Here is a 17,137-nt window from a genome sequence, read left to right on the forward strand (position 1 = left end):
CGGTTCGTTGATGGCTAGACGCTCAGGCCGTTGACGAGCCGCCCTGCTTCGATCGTCACCGTCGCATCGCAGCGTTCGGCGAGTTCGGGATCGTGCGTGACGAGGACGAGCGTCGCACCGTTGCGCTTGTTCATCTCGAACATCAGATCGATGATCGCGTAACCCGTGGCGGCGTCGAGGCTGCCGGTGGGTTCGTCGGCGAACAGCACCGCCGGATGCGTGACGAACGCGCGCGCGAGCGCCACGCGCTGCTGCTCGCCGCCCGACAGCAGCTTCGGATAATGCCGCGTCCGCGCGGCAAGGCCGACTTGGTCGAGCAGCGACCGCGCGCGCTCGGCAATCTGATCGTGCGGCATCTCGGCGCGCAATTCGAGCGGCAGCATCACGTTCTCGAGCGCGGTCAGATGCGGCATCAACTGGAACGACTGAAACACGAAGCCAACCGCGCCGCTCCTGAGCGCGGCGCGCTGGTCTTCATCGAGCGTCGATAGCTCCTTGCCCAGCAGGCGAACCGAGCCCTCGCTCGCGCTGTCCAATCCCGCGAGCAGGCCGAGCAGAGTCGACTTGCCCGAGCCCGATGCGCCGACGATCGCCACGCTGCTGCCCTTCGCGATGGAAAGATCGATCTGGTCGAGAATCGTGAGCTCGCCCGTTGCGTCCTTCACCCGCTTGCTTAATCCCCGTACTTCGATGACCGGCTCGATATTGTTTTGCATGGACACCTTGAAAAAGAACTGGAGCGCGCGCGGTTTCATCCGGGCCGCCATGACGAGCGCGATGCTCGCGGCGGCGGCGTCGAACGTCGATGCAGCCGAGGCGCAGGCGGCGCTTGCGCCTCAAACGAAGCCCGCGATCGTCGTGCTGGGCGACAGCCTCTCGGCCGAATATGGCTTGCCGCGCGATACGGGCTGGGTCAATCTGCTGCGCGAGCGGCTGGCAAAAGAGCGCTTCGATTATAGCGTCGCCAATTCGAGCATCAGCGGCGACACCACGAGCGGTGGACGCGCGAGGCTCACTGCCGTGCTGACGCGCATCAAGCCGGCGGTCGTGATCGTCGAACTCGGCGCGAACGATGCATTGCGCGGTGTGCCGCTCGCGACCACCGAGACGAACCTTCGCGGCATCGTCGATGCGTCGCTCGCCGCGCACGCCAAGGTTCTGCTCATCGGCATGTACGTTCCTTCCAATTACGGCCCGGACTATTCGCAGAAGTTCCACGCGGTGTATGAGCGCATCGCAAAAGACAAGAAGGTGGCGCTCGTGCCTTTTCTGCTGGCGGGCATCGCGGACAAGCCCACGATGTTCCAGTCCGACCAAATTCATCCGACGGTGCAGGCTCAGCCTTTGCTATTGAACAATGTCTGGCCAACGTTGAAACCTTTGCTGGGCGCCGGCGCGTCCCAATAACCAGGACGCCGGCCGCGTCAGCGCTTCGACTAAACGCGGAAAGACGGCCACGATTCAGTTATCTGAGACTTTCGCGTCACTCTAATAACCCCGCTCACCAGAGAGCGAATCATTAAGGAGGTCACGTGAAATACTTCTCCCTGCTCGCATTGACCGTCGCGATTTCGGCTTGTGCGGCCCAGCCGCCTGCGGGCGTGCAGCAAGTCGGCACGAGCCAGAAAGCGCCGAAGGCGGTCGCGCAATGCATTTCCGAGAAATGGGCGCAGAAGTCGCAACAGCAGGTCATTTCGCAGGACACGCTCGCGAACGATCAGGCGCTCGACGTGTTCGTGCCCGGCCAGCAGCCGCCGAACGGCGCAGCGGCCGTGGTGCGTCCGTCGTGGTCGGGTCCGGGCACGTGGGTCGGCTTCCGCGCGGCGGGTGCAGCCGGCAGCGACGCCACCGGCGATATCCAGGGCTGCCTGTAAGCACAGCGATACCCGCGCGCCGGTGTTCCGAGACATCGGCGTGCGCGGTTCAGGCGTGCTGCAAAACAAAAACCCCGCTTCGTTTCCGAAGCGGGGTTTTTTACGCTGATGCGATCACGCCTTAGTTTGTCGACGCCACGGACGCGTGACTCAGCTTCACCTTCGAACGCGCCTTGAGCGCATCGAGATACGCGTCCATCTCGGCTTCCGCGTAGCGCTGCGCGATCTGCTGCTGCGCGCCCGCGAGACGGTCCGCCGCGACGGGCGCCGCCTTTTCGATACCGTTCACGCGATAGATCGCGTAACCGTCCGCGCCGAGATCGACGCCCACGTAAGTCGGCAGCTTCGATGCGTCGGCCTTGAAGACGGCGCTCAGCGCCGCGGGCGGCAGGCCTTGCGCGTCGTTGCGCGAAACCGTGATCGGCGACGTAAAGCCTTCCGTCGACTTCGACTTCTGCAGGTCGGCCAGCTTCGCCTCGCCTTCCTTGCGCGCCTGGGCGCTCGCCATTTCGGCGACGACCTTGCCGCGCACCGCGTCCTTCACCGCGTCGAACGCGGGCACGGTGGACGCCTTGTAGTCGGTCACGCGCGCCGCGATCAACGTGTTGTTGCCGACGTCGATGGCTTGCGTGTTGTTGTGCTCCTTCACCGAATCCGGCGCGAAGACGGCGGCGAGGAACTTCCCGTTGTTGAGCGGGTTGTCCTGCGGCAGTTGCGGATTCGCTTTCGGCGTGACAGTCGCGGTCTGGATCGTCAGCTTGTACTTGTCGGCGGCGGGCTGCAGCGACTTCGCCTTCTCGTAGACGATATCGTTCAGGCCTGTCGCGGCGGCTGCGAACGCGTTCGAGCCTTCCTGCGCGGCGTAGTCCTTGGCGATCGAATCCTTCACTTCGTCGAACGGCTTGGTGACGGCCGGCTTTACGTCCGTCGCCTGGATGATGTGATAGCCGAAATCGGATTCGACGATGTTGCTGACCTCGCCCTTCTTGAGGCCGAACGCGGCGTCGTCGAACGCCTTGCCGCCCGCGATCTGCCCGCGCGCGAAGTAGCCCAGATCGCCGCCCTTGCTCGCCGAGCCGGGATCGTCCGAATTCTTCTGCGCGATTTCCGCGAACTGGTCCGGATGCGCCTTCACTTGCGCGAGCAGCGACTCGGCCTTCTGCTTGGCCTTCGCCTTGTCGGCGGCGCTGGCGTCCTTCGGCGCGTTCACGAGAATATGGCTTGCGCGCACCTGGCCTTCCGTGCGATAGCGCTGGATGTTGTCGTCGTAGAACTTCTTGAGATCGGCGTCGCTCGGCTTGGATGCCGCCGCGAGCGTCGCCGGCGACAGCACCAGATACTGGATCGTGGCCGTCTCGGGCGTCGCGAATTCGTTGCGATGCGCGTCGTAATAGGCGTGCAACTGCGCGTCGGTCGGCTGCACCTTGGCGGCGTAATCGGCGGTGCGCAGCAACATGCCCTGCACGGCGCGGCGCTGCTCGGCAAGCTCGGTCAGGCTCTGCGCCAGCGACTTGGACGTGAACGAACTCTGCTGAATGCTCGCCGGAATCTGCTGATTCGCGATGGTGTAGCGCATGCGCTCGTCGTACTGCGCGGGCGTCATGCCCTGCATCGCGAGGAGCTGCTTGTAGCGATCGACGTCGATGGTGCCGTCCGGCTTGCGCAGCGACGCGATGCCGGGGTCGGCCAGGAGCGCGCGGCGCACGGCGTCGTCCGAAGCGGTGAGATGCAGCCGCTGCGTCTCGTCCGACATGGCGCGCTGCTGCACGAGGCTGTCGACCATCGCGCTACGCGTTTCGGGCGTATCGAACATTTTGGGATCGAACTGCGCGCCGAGCATGGAGCGGGCGCGGTCTACTTGCTGCCTGAAGGCGCTGTCGTATTCGGCGCGCGTGATCTTGTGACCGTTCACGCTGGCGACGTAAGCGCGTTCGTCGAAGAAGTTGCTGAAGCCCTGAATCCCGACGATACCCAGTCCGGGCACGATCAGGAGGATCAGCAAGGCCATCATCAGGCGCTGGTGATTGCGGAAAAAGTCGAGCATGCTGAGCGCTGCGTGTAGACAAAACGCTCGATATTACAACAGTGGGCGAGGAAAAGGCGAAAGGCGGGGTGGAATTGCGTCTGTGTCGCTTCGAGGAGGCTCGCTGGCGGCATCGGTCGCTTGCGTTTTCAGAGACTTGCTGATCGATTGACGGACGATTTACGCAGCGTTCTTGCGAACGGAATAAGCGCATTCGTTAGGACATTTAACGATGCGCTCGCAAAACAAAAATCCCGCGAGCCGCGAGGCCAACGGGATTTCTGATTGATTCTGGCGGAGCGGACGGGACTCGAACCCGCGACCCCCGGCGTGACAGGCCGGTATTCTAACCGACTGAACTACCGCTCCTGAACTGACGCGCAGCGAAACGATGAATGGGAAACTGGTGGGTGCTGAGAGGCTCGAACTCCCGACCTACGCCTTGTAAGGGCGCCGCTCTACCAACTGAGCTAAGCACCCGTTCCGCCATTCTTTCGGCTTGCGCCTGCTGCCTTCGCTTGCTGCTCTCGCTGACGGACTCGGTTAGAAGTTCCGTATCCAGCGAGTCAGCTAGTTTAGCGCATCGTTCAGCGCTTTGCCAGCGCGTCATGGGAATTTTTGCTGCCTTCGTAGCAAGCGAGCCGTCACGCGATTGCACATGCCCTTGAAATAAAAAAACCCGCGGACGATGCCGCGGGTTTTCATCCCTGCTCTTTCCGCAACGCGGCGTTCAACCGCGCTGCCGACGATGCCTCAGTGCTTCACGACATCGCCCGAAGCGGGCTGGTCCTTCTGCGTTTCCGCAGCGACCGGCGTCGCCTTCGCTTCCTCTTCCGGCAGCGGCTCCGGCGAGCGCTCGAGCGCAAGCTCCAGCACACGGTCGATCCACCGCACCGGCACGATCTCGATGGCGTTCTTCACGTTGTCGGGAATGTCGGCCAGATCCTTCGTGTTTTCCTCAGGGATCAGCACGAGCTTGATGCCGCCGCGATGCGCTGCCAGCAGCTTCTCCTTCAACCCGCCGATCGGCAGCACTTCGCCGCGCAGCGTGATTTCGCCCGTCATCGCGACATCCGCGCGGACCGGAATACCGGTCAGCACCGACACCAGCGCCGTGGTCATCGCGATACCGGCGGACGGACCGTCCTTCGGCGTCGCGCCTTCAGGCACGTGGATGTGAATGTCCTTCTTCTCGAACGACTCGTCCGTGATGCCGAGACGACGCGAACGCGAACGCACCACCGAGCGCGCCGCTTCGACGGATTCCTTCATCACGTCCCCGAGCGAACCGGTGCGGATCACGCCGCCCTTGCCGGGCATCACCGCCGCTTCGATCGTCAACAGATCGCCGCCGACTTCCGTCCACGCGAGACCCGTGACCTGACCGATCTGGTTCTCCTTCGCGGCCAGACCGAAGTCGTACTTGCGCACGCCGAGGAAGGTGTCGAGATTCGAGCCGTCGACCTTCACCGCGCCTTCGGCCTTCTTCAACAGCAGCATCTTCACGACCTTGCGGCAGATCTTCGACACTTCACGCTCGAGCGAACGCACGCCCGCTTCACGCGTATAGTAGCGAATGATGTCGCGGATGGCTTGTTCCGTGACGTCGATCTCGCCTTCTTTCAGGCCGTTGTTGCGCTTCTGCTTCGGCAACAAATAACGCTGCGCGATGCTGACCTTCTCGTCTTCCGTATAACCCGAGAGACGGATGACTTCCATCCGGTCGAGCAGCGGCGGCGGAATGTTCAGCGAGTTCGACGTCGCGACGAACATCACGTCCGACAGGTCGAAGTCCACTTCGATGTAATGGTCCGCGAACGTGTGGTTCTGTTCCGGATCGAGCACTTCGAGCAGCGCGGATGCCGGATCGCCACGGAAATCCATGCCCATCTTGTCGACTTCGTCGAGCAGGAAAAGCGGATTGCGTACGCCGACCTTGGCCAGGCTTTGCAGAATCTTGCCCGGCATGGAGCCGATATACGTGCGGCGGTGACCGCGAATTTCCGACTCGTCATGCACGCCGCCGAGCGCCATGCGCACGAACTTGCGGTTCGTCGCGCGCGCGATGGACTGCCCGAGCGACGTCTTGCCGACGCCCGGAGGCCCGACAAGGCACAGAATCGGCGCCTTCACCTTCTCGACGCGTTGCTGAACCGCGAGATATTCGAGAATGCGTTCCTTGACCTTTTCGAGACCGAAGTGGTCTTCGTCCAGCACGCGTTCCGCATTCGAGAGGTCGTTGTTGACCTTGCTCTTCTTGCGCCACGGCAAGCCGATCAGCGTGTCGATGTAATTGCGCACGACGGTCGCTTCAGCGGACATCGGCGACATCAGCTTGAGCTTCTTCAGCTCGGCATCGGCCTTCTTCTTGGCTTCCTTGGGCATGCGCGCGGCGGTGATGCGCTTCTCGAGTTCTTCGAGATCCGCGCCCTCTTCGCCTTCGCCCAGTTCCTTCTGGATGGCCTTGACCTGCTCGTTCAGGTAGTACTCGCGCTGGCTCTTCTCCATCTGACGCTTCACGCGCCCACGGATGCGCTTCTCGACCTGGAGGATGTCGATTTCGGCTTCGAGCTGCGCGAGCAGATGCTCGAGACGCTCGATGACCGGGAACATCTCGAGGATGTGCTGCTTCTGATCGAGCTTGAGCGGCAGATGCGCGGCGATGGTGTCCGCCAGACGACCCGCCTCGTCGATACCCGACAGCGACGTCAGGATCTCGGGCGGAATCTTCTTGTTGAGCTTCACGTACTGATCGAACTGCGAGACGATCGCGCGGCGCAGCGCTTCGGTTTCGGCGCTGTCGGCGTGGTCCGGTTCGAGCGGCATCACATCGCAGGAAAACTGCGTTTCCTGTTCTTCGATGGACAGCGTCTTCGCGCGCTGCAAGCCTTCGACGAGCACCTTGACCGTGCCGTCGGGCAGCTTCAGCATTTGCAGGATGTTGGCGACACATCCCACTTCGTACATGTCTTTTTCGGTTGGCTCATCCTTCGCCGCGGTTTTCTGGGCGACGAGCATGATGTGCTTGCCGCCTTCCATCGCGGCTTCGAGAGCCTTGATCGACTTGGGCCGCCCAACGAAGAGCGGAATCACCATGTGCGGGAACACGACTACGTCGCGCAGCGGGAGCAGCGGCAGCGTGATGCGTTCCTGCGGGAGGAGTTGGGTTCCTGACATTTCATTTCCCCATGAATGGAATCGGTTCGTTCGTAAGTAAGGCCGTTAAGAGCTATTGCAAGCCTTTATCGGAAGTGAAAAGTCGGTAGTCCAAGATCGTCAGCAAACGTCCACAAGATAAACCGAAAAAATAAACAAAGGCCGTTCACGTCGCCATGAACGGCCTTTCGCCGACACACAGCCCGAGTTAGTTCGACCCTGCTACTTTCGGCGCATCTTCGTAGATGAGCAACGGCTTGCCGTCGCCGTCGATGGTATTGTCATCGACGATCACCTTCGAAACGCCTTTCATTGTCGGCAGTTCGTACATAACGTCGAGCAACGCCTGTTCCAGAATCGAACGCAGCCCGCGCGCGCCGGTCTTGCGGCGAATCGCCTTCTGCGCGATGGCCTGCAACGCAGCCGGACGAATCTCCAGTTCCACGCGCTCCATGGCGAAGAGCTTGTGATACTGCTTCACCAGCGCGTTCTTCGGCTCGATCAGGATCTTGACGAGCGCGGCTTCGTCCAGTTTGCCGAGCGTCGCCACGACGGGCAGACGGCCGATCAGTTCCGGAATCAGGCCGAACTTGATCAGATCTTCCGGCTCGACTTCGCGCAGCACTTCGCCTGCGTCGCGGTCCTGCTTGCTCTTCACGCTCGCGCCGAACCCGATCCCGGTCTTCTCGGTGCGATCCGTGATGACCTTCTCGAGCCCGTCGAACGCGCCGCCGCAGACGAACAGGATGTTGGTCGTATCGACCTGGATGAAATCCTGGTTCGGATGCTTGCGACCGCCTTGCGGCGGCACCGACGCCATCGTGCCCTCGATCAGCTTCAGGAGCGCCTGCTGCACGCCCTCACCGGACACGTCGCGCGTGATCGACGGGTTGTCCGACTTGCGGCTGATCTTGTCGATTTCATCGATATAGACGATGCCGCGCTGCGCCTTGTCGACTTCGTAGTTGCAGTTCTGCAGCAGCTTCTGAATGATGTTCTCGACGTCTTCGCCGACATAACCCGCTTCGGTGAGCGTGGTCGCGTCCGCGATGACGAACGGCACGTTCAGCATGCGCGCGAGCGTCTGCGCGAGCAGCGTCTTGCCGGAGCCGGTCGGCCCGATCAGCAGAATGTTGCTCTTCGACAGCTCGATGTCGTCCTTCTTGTCGAGATGCTTGAGCCGCTTGTAGTGGTTGTACACGGCCACCGCGAGAATCTTCTTCGCGCGTTCCTGGCCGATCACGTACTGATTCAGGATATCGCTGATTTCCTGCGGGCTCGGCAGGTCGGACTTGGTCAGCCCGGCCTCTTCCGCCGCGCCGGCCGCCTCATCGCGAATGATCTCGTTGCACAGGTCGATACATTCATCGCAGATGAATACCGACGGCCCAGCGATGAGTTTTTTCACCTCATGCTGGCTCTTTCCGCAAAACGAGCAATACAGCAGCTTTTCGCTGCTGGAACCTTTTTTGTCCGCCATAAAAGTGTAAGCCTCCGGACACTGTCATTACATGATACGCCCTTCGATCCGGCCACGCAGATTAGCCCGCGTGGCCCGGCCGAAGCACGTTTTGGCGTTGCGCCGCATGCGCCATCCGCATTTGACCGGCCCTGTTTCACAGGCCCGGTGCGGCGCCGCTCCGGACGCCTTCAGGGACGCTTGTGCAGCACCTGGTCGACGATGCCATAGGCTTGCGCGTCGTCGCCGGACATGAAGTTGTCGCGATCCGTGTCGCGCGCAATGCGCTCGACCGGCTGACCGGTGTGATGCGACAGCAACTGGTTGAGACGTTCCTTCAGGTACAGGATTTCCCGCGCCTGAATTTCGATATCCGACGCCTGGCCGCGCGCGCCGCCGAGCGGCTGGTGGATCATCACGCGGGCATTGGGCAGCGCGACGCGCTTGCCCTTCGCACCCGACGCCAGCAGGAAAGCGCCCATGCTGGCAGCAAGTCCCATGCACAGCGTGGAGACATCCGGCTTCACGAACTGCATCGTGTCGTAGATGGCCATGCCGGCCGAAACCGAGCCGCCCGGGCTGTTGATGTACAGGCTGATGTCCTTGTCCGGATTCTCGCTTTCGAGGAACAGCAACTGCGCGACAACGAGATTCGCCGACTGGTCATTGACTTCGCCAACGAGGAACACCACGCGCTCCTTCAGGAGGCGGGAGTAGATGTCATAGGCACGCTCGCCGCGGCCGCTCGTTTCCACGACCATCGGAACGAGGCCGAGCGCCTGGGCTTCGAAGTCCCGCGGAGCATGGGACGCCAGCGTGTCGAGCAATTCAGCGCGAAAGGTCATGCAATTTCCTTGTTCGGAATAGGGGTACTGAACGACGAAGGAACAGCCATTCAAACGGCATGGGCAAGCTCAAACTTTAATGCAAAAAAGGCGTGCGGGCCGCCATCGACGACACCGCACGCCCCTCGGCCATTCGCGTCAGGCTTGCGCCGTTGCGCTGGCCAGTTCCTCGAAGCTGACTTCCTTGTCGGTCACCTTGGCCTTGCCGAGCACGAATTCGACGACGTTGCTTTCCACGACGTACGCTTCCATTTCGGCGAGGCGCTGCTGGTTCGAATAATACCAGCGGACGACTTCCTTCGGGTCTTCGTAGCTTTTCGCGAATTCGTCGACTTCAGCGCGAATCTGCTCGGGCTTTGCCTGCAGTTCGTTGGCCTTCACCAGCTCGGCGAGAACGAGGCCCAGCTTCACGCGACGCTCGGCTTGCTCGGCGAACATTTCGGCCGGGATCGGGGCGTCGGCCGCGTTCGGCACGCCGCGCTGTTGCAGGTCCTGACGAGCCATGTCGACGAGACGCTGCTGGTCCTGCTCGACGAGCGCCTTCGGCACGTCCAGCTCGGAAATCTTCAGCAGCGCGTCCATCACCTGGTTCTTCACGATCTGCTGCGTGCGGCGCTTGGCTTCGCGCTCGAGGTTGTCCTTGATTTCGGCGCGCATCTTCGTGAGATCGCCGTCTTCGATACCGAGCGACTTCGCGAAATCGGCGTCGACTTCCGGCAGATGGGGCCATTCGATCTTTTTCACAGTGATCGTGAATTGCGCCGTCTTTCCGGCGACATCCTTGCCGTGATAGTCGTCCGGGAACTTGAGGTCGAATTCGCGCGTTTCGCCGACCTTCAGGCCCGTCGCGGCTTGTTCGAATTCCGGCAGCATGCGGCCTTCGCCGAGCACGAACGCGAAGTCTTGTGCGCTGCCGCCTTCGAATTCGACGCCATCCAGCTTGCCGACGAAGTCCAGCGTGACGCGGTCGCCGTCCTTGGCTGCCGTGTCCGCGCCGCCGTCGCCGTGCTCGCCGCTTTCGCCGCGTGCGTGGAAATGGACGCGCTGCTTGCGCAGGATGTCCAGCGTGCGATCCACTTCCGCTTCGGAGATGGTCGTCACGGTGCGCTCGATTTCAGCGGTCGCTACATCGCCCAGCTTCACTTCCGGATAGATTTCGAAGGTCGCGTCGAAAGCGTAGGCGTCGGCCGCGGCTTCGGTCTTCGGGGCAAAGCTCGGCTGGCCCGCGACGCGCAGGTTTTCAGCGCGCGTGACATCGAAGAACTCCTTGCCGACCTTGTCGCTCAGCACTTCGGCCTCGACCTGGCCGCCGTACTGCTGCGTGACCATCTTGAGCGGCACCTTGCCCGGGCGGAAACCCGGCATGCGCACGTTCTTGGCCAACTGGCGGATGCGCGAATCCACTTCCTTCTGCACCGTGTCTTTCGGCAGGGAAATGGTCAGGCGGCGTTCGAGCTTGCCGAGGTTTTCAACTACGTTAGCCATGGCTTCAATCGTCCTAGAGTAAATCGATGTTCGGTGTTCGGTTCTTCCGCGGTTCTAAAGGCGCGGGTCCGTTGGGGGCCGCTGGCGCTCCGCCGAGCGAAGCCCGATGTTCAGGAGAGCGCTGCAGCGCGCCTTCCGAAGAACGCCCGGACCGTCGCCGAGCGAGTCAGCCAACAGAGCCAGCCATTCTAGCAAACAAATCAGACGGCCCTCGCTTTACAGGACGTGCATGCTGCGTTTCACGCCGTTTGCCCGCGATTTTGGCCGTTTTAGGGCCGGGTTTTGGCGTAAATCCGCGTTTTCGCGATGAACGCCGCGGACGCACAATTCCCGCTATCGAAGCGCGGCTATTTTGCCGCGCGCGGGGCGCTGATAAGCTGGACCGTTCAGCTTGATCGCGCAAGCCGCGTGCATTGCCTCGATGAATTGCCGGTATGCCGGAATGGCATACATGAGGCGTCGCCGCGGCTTTTCAACCATCGTTTTTCGTCCACTATCAGAACATTCGAGACACCATGCCTAACGTCATGCCAGCCGCGCCCGCTCCCGTAGTCGTCATCGCTCCCGATTCGTTCAAGGGATCGCTCTCCGCCGAAGGTGTCGCGAATGCGATCGCGGAAGGCATCAGACGCGCGCGGCCGGACGCCGAAATCCGCATTCGCCCGATGGCCGATGGCGGCGAAGGCACCCTCGACGCGATGCTCGCCGCGGGCGGCGAACGGCGCCTCCTGAATGTGCGCGGCGCGGGGTCGGCGCGTCGCGACGCCGCGACGGGCCTGCTCGCCGACGGCAGCGCGATCATCGAAACGGCGGAAGTGGTCGGCATCACCGATCCAGACGGTATGGCCGTGCCGGTCACCGAACGCAGCACGCTCGGCATGGGCGAAGCGATCCGCGCGCTGCTCGATTCGGGCGCGCGGCGCTTTTTCGTCGCGCTCGGCGGCAGCAGTACGAACGATGGCGGCGCGGGCCTGCTCGTCGGCCTCGGACTCAAGCTCTTCGACGCGGACGGACAGGAGCTTGCGCCGGTGCCGTCGTCGCTCCCGAAGATCGAGCGGATCGACGCTTCGGGGCTGGATCCGCGCCTGAAAGAAGTGGAATTCGTCGGCATGTCCGATGTCGATAATCCGCTCAACGGCGAGCACGGCGCGACGGCCATTTTCGGGCCGCAAAAAGGCGTGACGCCCGAACAGATCGAGGTCATCGACGCCGCCCTCGCCCACTTCGCGGATCGGCTCGAACCGGCGATGGGCGTCGCCAAGCGAAACGAACCGGGCGCGGGCGCGGCGGGCGGCCTCGGCTTCGCGCTGCACATGCTCGGCGCGCGGTTCGAAACGGGCGCGGAAGTGGTGGCGCGCGAGATCGGTCTAGACGCTGCGCTCGAAGGCGGGAACTGGATGATCACGGGTGAAGGACGCTCCGATGTGCAGACGCTTCACGGCAAGGCGCCGTTCATCGCCTGCAAGCATGCACGCGCGGCGGGCGTGCCGGCGTCGCTGCTCTCCGGCGCGGTGGATGCGGCCGCGCTGCCGCGTCTGTCCGAATATTTCAGCGGATGCTTCTCGCCCGCGCCGGGTCCCATTTCGCTCGATGTCGCCATCCGCGACGCCGCGCGGCTGCTCGCGAACGAAGCGGAACAGCTCACGCGGCTGCGGTTCGGGACGGTCTAAGCGGCTTGGTGGGCGCGTGCGCGGTGCTTCAGGCCTGCGCCTGCGCGCCCGACTGCCTTCCGAACGTGATCCGATCCAGACACCACACCGCGAGCATCGTCATGCCCATCAGCGGAAAAGCGATGCCGACGAGCGCCAGCCCGCTGCGCCAGGCGCGCATCGGCGGGCGCTTTGCCGGACGCGACGGCGCGCCGAGCTTGCGCGAGGGGCGGCGCTTGAGCCACATCACGAAGCCCGTCACGGATAGCGCCGCCAGCCCGAGCGAGATCGCGGAACAGACGATCTGATTCGCCATTCCGAAGTAGCGTCCCATGTGCAGCGACGTGCCATACGAGATGGCTTGCGCCACCGCGCCGTAGCTCCCGTACGAGATGTCCGAGAGCACGCGGCCGCTGTACTGGTCGATATGCAGCGTGCGCTCGTCGCGCGGATCGGCGGGGAAAGAGGACACCGTGTACACGCCCGTCGGCGATGCCGGCAGCGCGATGCCGTAGTCATCGGCGACACCTTGCTTCGCCGCGAGCGCGACGACGTCATCGAGCGATACGCGCGACGCCGCCGCGCTGTCCGCGCTACTCGGCACGGCGGTCGCGCCCACGGCCCACGGCGTTTGATGCAGCGGCAAGTCGTCCAACTTCATCGCCGGATCGTTCCCGTGCATTGCGTGCATCGCGTGTTCGCCGCCTTCTTGCGATGCGTTGCCCGGCGCGGTCGAATGCACATGCGCCTCGCCCCACGCGCCTTTCGGATATCCGAGCGATGCCGTCGTCGCGAGCGCCTTGAACTGCTTGCCCCACGATCCCGACCACGGCAGTCCGCTCAGCACGAAAAACAGCGCGCCGATGGCTAGCCATGCGCCGCCCACCGCGTGCAGGTCGCGCCACCACGCGCGCCCTTTCAACGACACACGCGGCAGCCACACCCCGCTCGCGCGCCGGTTCTTCCCGCCCCACGGCCACCACAGCGCGATGCCCGTGCCGATCATCACGAGCGTCCAGCATCCGGCGAGTTCCATGAGCAGTTCGCCGGTCTTGCCGAGCATCAGCCCGCGATGCAGATTGCGAATCTGCTTCATCAACCGATGCTCGACGCTCAGCGTCCCGAGCACGGTCCCGTCGTAGGGATTGATGTAGACGCTCTCGCTCTCGCCGGATCGCAGGCGGAACACGAATTCGGCGCTGCGCGTGCGGTCGGTTTCGATCTGCGCGAGCGTCGGCTTTGCATCGCGCGGCTCGGCGGCGATCGCCTTCGCGAGCAGCGCGTCCTGCGAAAGACGCGGGCCGTGCGTATCGGCGACGATCATGCGATCGCGATACAGCATCGGCTCGATCTGCGGCTGGAAGCAGTACAGCGTGCCGGTGATCGCCAGCACGATCAGAAGCGGCATCACGAAGAGCCCGGCGTAGAAATGCCAGCGCCAGAGCGTGCGGCGTTCGGCGATCACGTCGCCATCCGGCGATGCGGGCGTGGATTGAGGTGCGTACATGGCGTGTCCTGTCGAAAGTGAATGGAGAACCGCCCGGCATCAGATGCCGATGCGCCCTTCCACGTAAAACGTGCGTCCCGGATACGGATGGAACACGTAGTAGCGCCGGTCGAACAGGTTGTCCACGCCCACGCCCAGTTCCGTTTTCTTCGACGGCTTGTAGGTGAACTTGGCATCGACGACGGCATACGTGCTCGTGCCGCCATACGTGTTCGGATTGACGTCGGTGTTGGTGAGCGTGTTGTACTGGCGCCCCGAATAACGCAGCGCAAGCGTGCCGGCCATCTTCGCCGTCGCGCGATACGTCGCCACCGCATTCACGCGCCACAGCGGAATGCGATAAAAGTACTTGCCCACCGACGCCGGATTGTTGCTGTTCTCGATGATCTTCGACTGCGTGTACGCGACGTTCGCGGCGAGATCGAGTCCGCGAATGAGCACGTCTTCGCCCTCATAACTCGCTTCCGCGCCGCGCGATCGCACCTTGCCGATGTTCTGGAAGTTCGTCACGTTCGGAATGACGGTCGTGTTCGTCTGGCTCAGGATCGTGTTCTTTACGTCATCCTGAAAGAGCGTGAAGCGATAGACGCCGTTCCCATGCATCCATTCGGCGGTGAGCTCTTTCGACAGATCGTCTTCCGGCTGCAGATTTGGATTGCTGTTGACGATCGACACCCCGTTGATCTGCCCTTGAAACAGTTCGCCGACGGTCGGAAAGCGATACGCGCGACCGATCGATGCACGCAGCGTCAGCTCGTTGGTGGCATCGAACGAAAGCGATGCCTTCGGCGACCAGTGGCTCTGGCTCACATCGCCATAGGCAAGCGATGTCCCGCCGAGCGCGCGCGAGCCGTCATACGCGTTCCAGTTCTCGTAACGCACGCCGTACGTGAAAGCCCAGCGCGGCAGGAAGCGCCACGCGTCCTGCGCGTAGACGGCCTGCGTGCGCGTGCGCCCGGTGAACGCATTCGCGAAGGAAGCGCCCGCGCCATCGCGCCATGCGTCCGTGTTCGACGTGACGTTGTCGAGGAAATAGTTGTCGTAGTGATAGCCGAACGACAGCGCGTGCGCCGCGAGGCCGGCGCTTTGCGTCGGCGTCCAGCTCGTGCGCAGATCGAGCGACTTCCATCCCGAGCCGGAACCGTCCGTGAGCGTGCCGGGGCCGTCGCCGGGCACGCCGGACTTCGCCGTGCGCGCGATGCTCTGCGTGATGTCGAAGTACGACGCGACCGCCTCGGCGTTCCACCCGCTGTCGTTATGCGTGCGCAGCGACAGGCCGTAGAGGAAATTTTCGCTCGACCCCATGCTCGGCGCGAACGTCGCGGCCGGAATGTTGTATTCGAAGCCTTCGATGTTCACGCGTCCGCTGTACACCGGATTGCCGGCGGCGTCGCGCAGGAAGCTTGTGGTGTCGCTGTTGTACTTCTGATGCCAGTAGCCGAGCGCGAAGCCGGCCTGCAGCGTGTTCGTGAGATCGTAGGCGAGCTTCACGCGCAACTGGTCCTGAAACGTGCGCTCGATGCCCTCCGCCTGCGTGCCGAGCACCGCCGTGCGCGCGTTGAACTGATCGTTGTAGAAGCGCGCGCCGGTGACGGGCGTATCGGCGGCGGTCGCGGGCGTCCTCGATTGCGCGAAGGTCGCGAATTGCAGCGGCTGGCCGGTGTTTTCCAGATGATCGAAGCCGATCAGAAACGAGAACTTGCCGATGCGGTCGCCGACGGTCGCGGTCGTGTTCGTGCCGTTGAAGTTGCGGTCGATGCCGAAGAGATCGAAGTGCTGCGTGTAGGCCTGCACCTTCGCGTCGGCTTCGAATTGCGTCGGCATGCGTGTCGTGATGGCGACGGTCGCGCCGATCGAGTTGCCTGGATAGAGCGCGGAATACGGGCCGTAGAACACGTCCGTGCGGGCGATGTCGTCGGCGAAGACCATCGACCAGCGCGGCGCGAACGTCCACGTATTGCCGAGAAAGTTGCTGAGCAAGAGGCCGTCCGCGTACACGAGACCGCGCGCGGTCTGCGCGTTGCTCGTGCCGCGCACGGCGATGGTCGCGTTCGGATCGCCGATGAAGCGCTTGCGCACGGCCAGGTTCGGCGCGTACTTCAGCACGTCTTCAGGCGTCGTGACGTTCCAGTACTGGGACTGGTCGGGGGTCACGGTCGTGACGGTGGCGGGCAGGTTCGGATCGAGCGGCGAGCGCACGGGCGCCACCGACTGCGCCGTCACCACGACGGGCGCGAGCGCGGTTTCGGTTTCGGACGCGGGTGAATCGGCGGCGGCGGCCGCGGCGACGGGCGTGGCGGACCAGGCCGCATGCGCCATCAGCGACAACGGCAAGGCTGCGCGCAAAGGCGTGACGGCGCGACGGCGCGGATGCCGGCGCGCTCGCTTGAGGAGCGTGAACATCGTGGATTCCTGAATGAACTGACGAGCGAGCGCATCGCCCGCGCGCTCATGCGCCGGACGAACGACTATGCGATCGGACGGGAAGCGGCTTCAGGAAAGGACGGGAGGCGCGCGGGCAGACGCGGCGTTGAACGACTTCGTGACGACGACGTCGTCGGATGCGACCGGCGCGACGCGCGACACGCGCTCGACGCTCGCGGCAGCATGCGAAGTTGCGAGAACCACCGGCAGATGATGCGCGAGCAGCCCGCAATACGAGCAGGCGTCGAAGTGGCCGCCGGCGCTGTGACTACCGGCGTGCTCGTCGGCGTCTGCGTGAACGTTTGCTTCCGTGCCGGCATCGTCGTGGTGATGGGCGTGCGCGTTGGGAAGCGCTTCCACGTCGCACAGCGCGGCTTGCGGATCGAGCGCGGCGTTGTGTGCGGCGATGCTCTGGCTGATGACCGGCGCGACAATGGCAAGCCACATGGCGGCGATGCCGAGCCATGCGACGAAGCGATTGCGCGCGTTACGAGTCATGAGAGCGTGATGTCTGCCGAAGCACAGGATTGACGTGATTCTAGGCAGACCTCGGTCGAGTCGCAATCGTAAAGCGCATATGGGGGAAATCGGCTGCTATTTTGTCCTTTCGCGACCTATGCAGCCGATGGATGCGCGCGACGCAAATTCGCAGACATCGTGAGACGAATGGGTTAGAATGCGCGGCTTGGCACAGTGGACCGGTGCCGACACGGCG

At 63.3% G+C, this 17,137-nt stretch carries 12 protein-coding genes and 2 tRNA genes; 3 read left to right on the plus strand and 11 right to left on the minus strand.

What is annotated here, in order from left to right; translation table 11 throughout:
• Positions 1-14 precede the first annotated feature (14 nt).
• Positions 15-716: an ABC transporter ATP-binding protein gene (locus tag AWB72_RS14980; RefSeq protein WP_040048514.1), complete on the minus strand. Its 702-nt coding sequence runs from the start codon at positions 714-716 to the stop codon at positions 15-17.
• Between AWB72_RS14980 and AWB72_RS14985 the strand changes: the two genes are divergently transcribed.
• Both AWB72_RS14985 and AWB72_RS14990 read left to right on the plus strand, forming a co-directional pair.
• On the plus strand, positions 715-1,407 hold the full coding sequence (locus tag AWB72_RS14985; RefSeq protein ID WP_040048515.1) for an arylesterase: 693 nt from the start codon (positions 715-717) through the stop codon (positions 1,405-1,407). The two genes, AWB72_RS14980 and AWB72_RS14985, sit on opposite strands and share 2 nt — an antisense overlap.
• A gap of 125 nt (positions 1,408-1,532) precedes the next feature.
• A complete protein-coding gene (locus AWB72_RS14990) occupies positions 1,533-1,874 on the plus strand; it encodes a hypothetical protein (RefSeq protein ID WP_040048516.1) in 342 nt (113 codons plus the stop codon).
• Positions 1,875-1,995: 121 nt separating this feature from the next.
• On the opposite strand, the gene AWB72_RS14995 is transcribed toward AWB72_RS14990, so the two are convergent.
• The 7 genes from AWB72_RS14995 to tig all read right to left on the minus strand — a co-directional run bounded on the left by AWB72_RS14995 (position 1,996) and on the right by tig (position 10,842).
• Positions 1,996-3,918, minus strand: coding sequence for a SurA N-terminal domain-containing protein (locus AWB72_RS14995; protein WP_040048517.1), 1,923 nt, complete (start codon positions 3,916-3,918; stop codon positions 1,996-1,998).
• Positions 3,919-4,189: 271 nt separating this feature from the next.
• Positions 4,190-4,266: transfer RNA gene (locus AWB72_RS15000), tRNA-Asp, on the minus strand.
• Positions 4,267-4,301: 35 nt separating this feature from the next.
• Positions 4,302-4,377 (minus strand) — tRNA-Val (locus AWB72_RS15005).
• Positions 4,378-4,650: 273 nt separating this feature from the next.
• Positions 4,651-7,074, minus strand: a complete 2,424-nt coding sequence (lon, locus tag AWB72_RS15010) for an endopeptidase La (protein WP_040048518.1) — start codon at positions 7,072-7,074, stop codon at positions 4,651-4,653.
• Between the two features lie 187 nt (positions 7,075-7,261).
• Complete coding sequence (clpX, locus tag AWB72_RS15015; protein ID WP_008349753.1) at positions 7,262-8,533, minus strand: ATP-dependent Clp protease ATP-binding subunit ClpX; 1,272 nt, start codon at positions 8,531-8,533, stop codon at positions 7,262-7,264.
• 170 nt (positions 8,534-8,703) lie between these two features.
• Positions 8,704-9,357 (minus strand): ATP-dependent Clp endopeptidase proteolytic subunit ClpP, encoded by a 654-nt coding sequence (gene clpP / locus AWB72_RS15020; protein WP_014191278.1) that lies wholly within the window; start codon positions 9,355-9,357, stop codon positions 8,704-8,706.
• 138 nt (positions 9,358-9,495) lie between these two features.
• On the minus strand, positions 9,496-10,842 hold the full coding sequence (gene tig / locus AWB72_RS15025; protein WP_040048519.1) for a trigger factor: 1,347 nt from the start codon (positions 10,840-10,842) through the stop codon (positions 9,496-9,498).
• Between the two features lie 527 nt (positions 10,843-11,369).
• Between tig and AWB72_RS15030 the strand changes: the two genes are divergently transcribed.
• Positions 11,370-12,512 (plus strand): glycerate kinase, encoded by a 1,143-nt coding sequence (locus AWB72_RS15030; RefSeq protein WP_208863149.1) that lies wholly within the window; start codon positions 11,370-11,372, stop codon positions 12,510-12,512.
• Between the two features lie 28 nt (positions 12,513-12,540).
• Here the strand turns inward: AWB72_RS15030 and AWB72_RS15035 are convergent, their stop codons facing one another.
• From AWB72_RS15035 to AWB72_RS15045, 3 genes are all read right to left on the minus strand, one after another.
• Complete coding sequence (locus AWB72_RS15035) at positions 12,541-13,998, minus strand: PepSY-associated TM helix domain-containing protein (protein WP_040048521.1); 1,458 nt, start codon at positions 13,996-13,998, stop codon at positions 12,541-12,543.
• Between the two features lie 39 nt (positions 13,999-14,037).
• The gene (locus tag AWB72_RS15040; RefSeq protein ID WP_040048522.1) at positions 14,038-16,401 is read right to left on the minus strand and encodes a TonB-dependent receptor; all 2,364 of its coding nucleotides are present in this window, start codon (positions 16,399-16,401) and stop codon (positions 14,038-14,040) included.
• A gap of 90 nt (positions 16,402-16,491) precedes the next feature.
• Positions 16,492-16,920 (minus strand): DUF2946 domain-containing protein, encoded by a 429-nt coding sequence (locus AWB72_RS15045; RefSeq protein WP_040048523.1) that lies wholly within the window; start codon positions 16,918-16,920, stop codon positions 16,492-16,494.
• Positions 16,921-17,137: the final 217 nt, after the last annotated feature.

Origin of the sequence: Caballeronia concitans (genome assembly GCF_001544615.1) — a bacterium.
GTDB classification, from domain to species: domain Bacteria; phylum Pseudomonadota; class Gammaproteobacteria; order Burkholderiales; family Burkholderiaceae; genus Caballeronia; species Caballeronia concitans.